Origin of the sequence: Scrofimicrobium canadense (assembly GCF_009696615.1) — a bacterium.
Lineage (GTDB): Bacteria > Actinomycetota > Actinomycetes > Actinomycetales > Actinomycetaceae > Scrofimicrobium > Scrofimicrobium canadense.
This window is the reverse complement of record NZ_VULO01000013.1, coordinates 75,741-83,644: the sequence shown is the minus strand read 5'-3', so window position 1 is coordinate 83,644 and position 7,904 is coordinate 75,741. Positions and strand designations below refer to the sequence as shown.

The following is a 7,904-nucleotide window of genomic DNA, read 5'->3' as shown; positions in this document are numbered from 1 at the left end:
TCAAACCCTTATGCGATGTCACAATCGAGATCGCCGGGACCCAGCAAACGCTACCCAGCCATATCCCCGAAGAGTTCCGCCACTACCTCAAGACCGAACCGGGGCACTAGCCGCGTCAGAAGTCAGGCCTGGCCTATCGCGAGAAAATAGCGACAGCTATTCCTGCCACTGGCCGCGAGCTCTGAGAATTTCCCGCAACATCGTAGGCCTATCAGTAATCAGGCCGTCGACCCCCCAGTCGAGCAAACGCACCATCGCATCAGGATCATTGACCGTCCACACATGGACGGCCAGTCCTGCCGTGTGCGCTGTGGCAACAAACCGTGGATTGACTACCCTAATTCCACGCATTTTTTCAGGGACTTGGACCGCGCGAACATGCTGGGCAGGGCCGTCAACACGCCACGTATCTGCTGCAGATACAGTCTCTGAAGCTAGCATCAGTCGTACCACTGCAGGCACGCCTAGTGAAGTAGTGAGTTCTGGGGACCCTACCGCACGAATCCGATTGAGACGTTTTTCTGAAAAAGACGCAAGGAGTACTCGACCAAAAGCATCAAGATCGGTGAGAGTCTCTAGCAGCGGATCAACAACCTCATCGCACTTGGCGTCAATGTTGAAATACATATCGGGGTATTGTTCTAGGGCGTCAACGAGGCGCGGCATTTGTTCCCCCGCTTCATTTCGATACCGAAGAATCTCCCCATAGGTCATTTCAGCGATCTTGCCTTCGCCATCGAACGTGCGGTCAAGAGTCTCATCATGATTGAGGACAACGACACCATCTGCTGTTAGCTGAGCATCTGTCTCAAGGAAACGCAGCCCTAATGATCGCATGTGGGTGAAAGCAGTAAAAGAGTTCTCTGCAGCTTCCTGCCCCCCGCCCCTATGGGCGATGGCAAGAGGATACGGATCGGCAGCGACTGGAATCACAGGCACCTCCCAATAGAGAATCTAGATCGAGATTATCACTTACGACGACGACCTTTGCAAAGAATCCCTCACCTCACCCACCAGCTGCTCCAGAATATCTTCCAAAAACAGCACGCCACGCACGGTTCCGTCATCAATGACCTTCACCATATGAAGACCGGAAACTTGCATGAACTTCATAGTATCTTCGATCTCCGCATCGACAGGTTGCGTCTCTAGAGGCCTGATTCTCCATGACGTCACCGGACGATCTCTCTCATCCCCCTCGGCATAAAGAACATCTTTGAGGTGAATATAGCCAGCTAGTTCTCCCTCCTCATCAACTAAGGGGAACCGGGAAAAACCAGTGCGTGCCACAGCCAATTCGATTTCCGCCGGGGTCGAGGTTACCGGCAGTGTCCGCAAATCCTCTAATGACACCATTGCATCCCCTGCCCGTTCCCGGGAAAACTCCAGAGTGCCGGAAAGCAACCCCAATTCGTCCTGCAGCTTGCCTTCCTTTTGAGAAAGCTTGACGATATTTTCTACCTCATCAACTGTGAAGGTAGCGGCAATCTCTGACGAGGGTTGGATTCCAAAAAGACGCAGGAACCAGTTTGCCATGTGGTCCATGGCACTGACGATGGGCCGAAGTAGTCGACCGATGGACACCAAGGGCGGTGCCAACCACAGTAAAGCCTTGGCCGAGGAGGCGATAGAAATGTTCTTGGGCACCATCTCACCGAAAACGACGTGAAGGAAAAGCACGATCAGCAATGCAACGATAAAGGCAACTGCATGGACGGCAGCAGCTGAAAAACCCAGCGCAGCCAAGGGGACCTCCAGGAGGTGTGCAAGTGCTGGCTCTGCAATGACGCCCAGTGAGGTGGACATGACTGTGATACCCAGCTGACAGATCGCCAGCATCAAAGAAACATGTTGCAGAGCATACATGGCCTGCTTTGCACCCCGTTTGCCCTCCTCAACCAGCGGTTCAATCTGTGAGCGCCTTGAAGAAGTAACAGCAAACTCTGCAGCAACAAAGAATGCATTAACCGCCAATAGCAGCACGGTGATTGTAAGACCCCATGCAGGACTCATTCCTGACCGCCTTTCACCGTAACTCGGGAAATGCGGCGCCCCACCATGCCTGTCACTTCCAGTGTCACATCCGATATTTCGACGGTGTCTCCTACTGCTGGGATTCGTCCTAGCTGTTCCATTACCAGCCCAGCTATCGTCTCGTACGGACCGTCCTCAGGAACTTTGATTCCTGTCTGTGCTTGCAGCTCATCTGGACGCAGAGTACCGGGGACCTGAAAGGTTCCGTCAGGCAGGCTCTTGATGCCCAGCCGCCTACGATCATGTTCGTCAGAAACCTCTCCTACAATTTCTTCAACAACATCTTCTAACGTGACGATTCCAGCGGTCCCGCCATATTCATCAACAACCACCGCCATCTGCATCCCTTCATCACGAAGTTGAACAAGTAGCGGCGCCAAACGCATCGTTTCAGGGACTCTTGCAGGTTCGATACTCAGAGACGATGAGGTAACCGGAACCTCAGAACGCTTGTCATATGGCACTCCCACGGCCCTGCGCACAGAAGCCAGCCCGATTACGTCGTCGCTGTTTTCTCCGATTACCGGAAACCTGGAATGGCCTGTGGTCCTCGCTAGGTCAACCAGGTCGGCGGCAGTAGCATCTTCGGGCAGATAGACCATCCGACCGCGGTCTGTCATGACATCTACCGCAGTGAGCTCTTCCATCGTGATTGACTTCGTGAAAATCTCGGCAGTCACGGCGTCAAGAGTGCCCTCCTCCGCACTATGCTGCACTAGGGCGGCAAGCTCAGATGCAGATCGTGCCGACGAAATCTCTTCCTTAGGCTCGATCCCCATCATGTGTAAGATCGCATTGGCTGTGCCGTTGAGGACGACAATTACGGGTTTGAAAAGCCAGGTGAATCCCATCTGCAAAGGAGCAACCAGGCGCGCCGCATGCAACGGATCCGCAAGCGCCATATTCTTTGGAACCAGCTCACCGAACAGCATTGAAAAGCCGTTGACAAGGATGGCAGAAAAGAGCGTTGCGACGGTCACCGATGCCGCGAACGCCAGGCCCCAACTACCAAAGAGTGAAGTGAAGAGATCATTGAGTGCAACTTGCGTGGTGTAGCCCAACAGAATTGTCGTGAGGGTAATTCCCACCTGGGCGCCAGAAAGCTGTGTCGATAACGACTTGAGCGCTTTCATTACCGACCCGAGGCGTTTGTCTCCATCTTGGATTTTTCGTTCAACGCTGGCCTGATCCAAAGCCACCAGAGAGAACTCTGCTGCAACAAATACGGCAGTTCCAAAAGTAAGTAATATCCCCAGAATAATGAGCAATATGTCAGCCAGCATGTGGCGGGTCCCCCTCTGATCGGGGGCATCTACTGTCGTAGTCCATGATCGGACATAATACATGTACCTTGGACACGCGTGCACGTTATTTCAAGAAGAATCTTACTTACTTATTTCATCAATGTCGGTGGATCCACTCGCTTTGGCTTTCTCAGGCCACTTTACGCCTCTATTAGTAAGGACACGTGCCAGATCCGGTGGCCGACATGGGACAAGAGGCCTAGACTTGTCTTCGTTAGGCCCAGCGATTCAGAGGAGACGAGCAGGTGCCAGCAAATTCCCAGCAGTGGGGCCCCAACGAATGGTATGTTACGCAAATGTTCGAGGCCTATCAGGTAGACCCACAATCAGTTGACCCTTCGTGGGCACAGTATTTCTCAGATTTCCAACCTGGCAAGGCAACCCCAGCGGTCGAAACAAGTTTTAGCGCCGAAGATCACGACCCAGCAGCTGCCTCACCTCCAACAGCGAACGTGGTGTCTGTGGAAAGATCAGATCTACCGCCTGCTCCCCCCACACGGCTGGAAGCAGCCACATCTCCTTATACTCGGCATAGCACCCTGCAGGTAGCCGCCGACCTCGCGCAAGGCCAACAAGATGCACAGGTAGAAAGACTTAAGGGCGCGGCACGCGCAGTTGTGAAGAACATGGAGGCTTCACTTGCCGTTCCAACCGCCACTTCAGCACGCCAAGTTGCGGCTAAATTGTTGATCGAAAACCGGGCTGTGATTAACGCTCATTTGGAGCGCACGGTTGGCGGCAAGGTATCTTTCACACACTTGCTGGGGTATGCCCTGGTCGAGGCGATGGTCGAGTCGCCGTCGATGAATGTTCGCTACCTCGATAACGACGGTAAACCTTCTATCGAAAAATTTGCTCATGTTGGTCTAGGCATGGCTGTCGACGTTCCTCGAAGCGACGGAACGCGATCCCTCATGGTTCCTGTGATCCAAGAAGCAGACACGATGACATTCCCCGAATTTCGCGCAGCATGCGACGATTTGATTTCGCGGGCTCGGCGCGGAGAACTCCAGGCCGCAGACTTTTCTGGAGTTACGGTGAGCCTGACAAATCCAGGCACTTTGGGAACCACTCATTCTGTTCCTCGCTTGATGCCTGGACAGGGAGTTATTGTAGGGATCGGCGCGACTGACTACCCGGCAGATTGGGCAGGTGTGCCTCTCGATCGCCTAGCAGAGCTAGGAATCGGCAAAACTATGTACGTCACGTCCACTTATGATCACCGGGTTATCCAAGGTGCTGGTTCGGGTGAGTTCCTGCGTGTTTTCGCTCGGAAGATTACTGGCGAGGACGGATTCTACGACCGCGTCTTTGAGGCACTTCAGGTTCCTTACCCTCCGTATCATTGGGAGAAGGATCGCCTCTACGACTCCGAACGAGAAAAGGGGAAGCCCGCTCGTATCGTCGAGCTGATCCATGCGTACCGCTCACGCGGACATTTGGCGGCCGACACTGATCCTCTTTCATATCGGGTACGTCAACATCCTGATTTGGAGATTGGACGGTATGGTCTTTCTGTCTGGGACCTGGATCGGATTTTTCCTACCGGAGGGTTCGGCGGCGTTCCCCAAATGCGGCTTCGAGAAATACTGCGCCGCTTGCGTGATACCTACACTCGCAGTGTCGGTATCGAGTACATGCACATTCAAGACCCTGCTCAGCGCCTGTGGCTTCAAAAAGAAATCGAATTGCCTTACCAAAAGCCAAGTTCTGAGCAACAAAAGCAGATTCTCTCCACTCTCACTGCTGCAGAAGCTTTCGAAGAGTTCCTGCAAACCAAGTACGTTGGTCAGAAACGATTCTCACTTGAGGGTGGAGAATCACTGATCCCTCTTCTCGACGAGGTTCTGGCATCTGCCGCGCGCGCGGGCTTGCATGAGGTTGCCATCGGCATGGCTCATCGTGGGCGCCTCAATGTGTTGGCCAATATCGCTGGAAAGTCCTACGCTCAGATTTTTTCCGAGTTTGAAGGACAGCAAACTAGTGTGCAGCTAGGATCAGGCGACGTGAAATACCACCTCGGTACTGAAGGTGTGTACTCACTCGATGATGGCGTTGCAACAAAAGTCTATCTGGCCGCTAATCCGTCTCACCTTGAAGCTGCCGATGGTGTCCTAGAAGGCATTGTCCGGGCCAAACAGGATGAACTTGGCGATCCCTCCTTTCCTGTCCTTCCTATATTGATTCACGGCGATGCTGCGTTTATCGGCCAGGGCGTTGTCTATGAGACTTTCAATATGAGTCAGCTAGAAGGCTTCCGTACTGGTGGGACTCTCCACGTGATAGTCAATAACCAGATAGGCTTCACGACTGGACCCACCTCGGGGCGTTCGACTCGTTACCCCACGGATCTCGCTAAGGGGATGCAGATTCCCATCTTCCATGTCAATGCCGATGACCCCGAGTCGGTCTGGCGGATGGCAAGCTTGGCATTCCGATATCGTGAAGAGTTCAACAAGGATGTACTCATTGACCTGGTGTGTTACCGGCGTCGAGGACACAATGAGGGGGACGATCCGTCCATGACACAGCCGGTAATGTATGAGCTGATCAATCGGCTCCCATCAACCCGCGAAGTGTATATGCGTAATCTTGTTGGACGAGGCGACATCACAGTTGAAGAAGCCGAAACGTTCCAGCAACAATATCAAGACGATCTCACCGCGATCCTCGAAGAGACGCGCGAATATGGGTATACCCCTGATGAACGTGACCGTCATGGATTAGAGATACCGCAATCCCAGCGCCCCGGACATGGGATGATGATCGGTTGGTCGACGGCGGCTCCTGCCACGCAGCTTGAGCGTATCGGAGAGGCATATACTTCATTCCCTCCGGGATTCACCCCACACAAGAAGCTCCGCCAGCTTGCTCATAAACGTCTCGCAATGTCTCGAGGTGAAGTTCCTGTCGATTGGGGTTTTGCCGAGCTCCTTGCATTGGGAACCTTGGTGATGGACGGTGTTCCTGTGCGCTTTTCTGGGCAAGACGCACGCCGCGCCACCTTCGTTCAGCGGCATGCCACTTTGCATGATTCAAAGGACGGACGTGAGTTCACTCCCCTCGATTTTTTGACAGAAGACCAGGCTCCTTTCCAAATCTTTGACTCTCCTCTTTCTGAGTATGCACCGCTTGCATTCGAATATGGCTATTCGGTAGAACGCCCTGATGCTCTGGTGCTGTGGGAGGCCCAATTTGGCGATTTTGTCAATGGTGCACAGACTGTTATTGACGAGTTCGTTTCCTCAGCGGAACAAAAGTGGGGACAGCTAACTTCACTGGTCATGTTACTTCCGCATGGTTATGAGGGCCAAGGCCCTGACCATTCTTCAGCTCGAATCGAACGGTTCTTGCAGCTTGCGGCTGAAGACAATATGCGAATTTGTCAGCCTTCGACGCCAGCCAATCATTTCCATCTACTGCGCAAACAGGCCTATCAGCGACCTCGAAAACCTCTTATTGAGTTCACACCTAAGCAACTGTTGCGTTTGTCTGCGGCAGCTTCAGATATTTCATCCTTTACCACCGGTTCTTTTGAACCTGTGTTGGCTGAGAACGAGGTGAAGCAGGCGCGCCGCGTGATTCTCTGTTCGGGTCGCATCTATTACGATTTGGCTGCTAGACGCAAAGAGCTAGGGATCAATGATATTGCAATTATCAGGTTGGAACAGTTCTATCCGCTTCCACTTGATGAAATCAGCAATGCTCTGGAGCCATTTGGTGACGCTGATCTTTTCTGGGTTCAAGATGAGCCTGCCAATCAGGGTGCGTGGCCTTTCTTGGCGCTGAATCTTTTCCCCGAGCTGGGGCTGCGGGTGCAGCTGGTTTCGCGTCCTGCCTCCGCTTCTCCTTCGACCGGCCTTGCGTGGGTGCATCGCGCCCAGCGTGAGGATATTCTTGCCGAGGCAGTGGGAAGCTAGTAGACCTCACAGGTGGGACTCACGATCCAGTCTTTGAGGAATGCTCCCATTTCGTAGAAACTGCGGTATACCGTGTGTTGCCAGGAAGTATGAGGCTCACTGGCAACACCGTACACGGTGCCGGGAAAACAGCGTTCCATATCGAGAAGCGCTCGCGTGAGATGCGACCTTTCGGTGACGACCACTACTGAATCCCAGTCATGTTTCTTGGCCAGTTCTACGAATGCGGCGACTTCACCTGCTGTAGTGTTTGGATGAGGTTCTATGCAATGCGCCGTATAGTCCTGATATTCTTTTCCGCATTCCTCAAACCACGCACCGGAAGGGAATTTCTTGGGTTCGTTGGGATCTTGCATGCGGCGAACCAAACGCGATTGTGACACCACAAGGTTTTCAGATACTCCCTCAGCCGCAACCTCGCGACCCTTTTGTTGACGGTCATCGGAGTAGGCCAAAACAAGGATCGCGTCCGCACTACCGGGCCTATCGATACGGGGATTCCAGATTACCCATTGTGCTAAACCTAAGGACGCCACCAGTATTCCCACACATATCAATACGGCAATTCGCCACAGTCTCATCCGCCCGCGTTTGACCACCACCCCAGGATAGCCTCAAGCTCACTCACTTCACTTGTCGCAGCTAC

At 53.3% G+C, this 7,904-nt stretch carries 5 protein-coding genes; 1 reads left to right on the top strand and 4 read right to left on the bottom strand.

Features of this window, described 5'->3' with window-relative positions; translation table 11 throughout:
* Positions 1 to 156: 156 nt before the first annotated feature.
* The 3 genes from FYJ24_RS10830 to FYJ24_RS10820 are packed head-to-tail and all read right to left on the bottom strand — an operon-like array spanning position 157 to position 3,314.
* Positions 157 to 933 (bottom strand): glycerophosphodiester phosphodiesterase family protein, encoded by a 777-nt coding sequence (locus FYJ24_RS10830; protein ID WP_318656666.1) that lies wholly within the window; start codon positions 931 to 933, stop codon positions 157 to 159.
* 39 nt (positions 934 to 972) lie between these two features.
* Positions 973 to 2,013, bottom strand: a complete 1,041-nt coding sequence (locus tag FYJ24_RS10825) for a hemolysin family protein (protein WP_154546286.1) — start codon at positions 2,011 to 2,013, stop codon at positions 973 to 975.
* Positions 2,010 to 3,314 (bottom strand): hemolysin family protein, encoded by a 1,305-nt coding sequence (locus FYJ24_RS10820; protein WP_154546300.1) that lies wholly within the window; start codon positions 3,312 to 3,314, stop codon positions 2,010 to 2,012. Before FYJ24_RS10820 ends, FYJ24_RS10825 begins: the two co-directional genes overlap by 4 nt.
* 269 nt (positions 3,315 to 3,583) lie before the next feature.
* Here FYJ24_RS10820 and FYJ24_RS10815 point away from each other — a divergent pair, with 269 nt between their 5' ends.
* Positions 3,584 to 7,258, top strand: a complete 3,675-nt coding sequence (locus FYJ24_RS10815) for a multifunctional oxoglutarate decarboxylase/oxoglutarate dehydrogenase thiamine pyrophosphate-binding subunit/dihydrolipoyllysine-residue succinyltransferase subunit (RefSeq protein ID WP_318656665.1) — start codon at positions 3,584 to 3,586, stop codon at positions 7,256 to 7,258.
* On the opposite strand, the gene FYJ24_RS10810 is transcribed toward FYJ24_RS10815, so the two are convergent.
* Complete coding sequence (locus tag FYJ24_RS10810; RefSeq protein ID WP_154546284.1) at positions 7,255 to 7,857, bottom strand: YdcF family protein; 603 nt, start codon at positions 7,855 to 7,857, stop codon at positions 7,255 to 7,257. The genes FYJ24_RS10815 and FYJ24_RS10810 overlap by 4 nt on opposite strands.
* Positions 7,858 to 7,904: the final 47 nt, after the last annotated feature.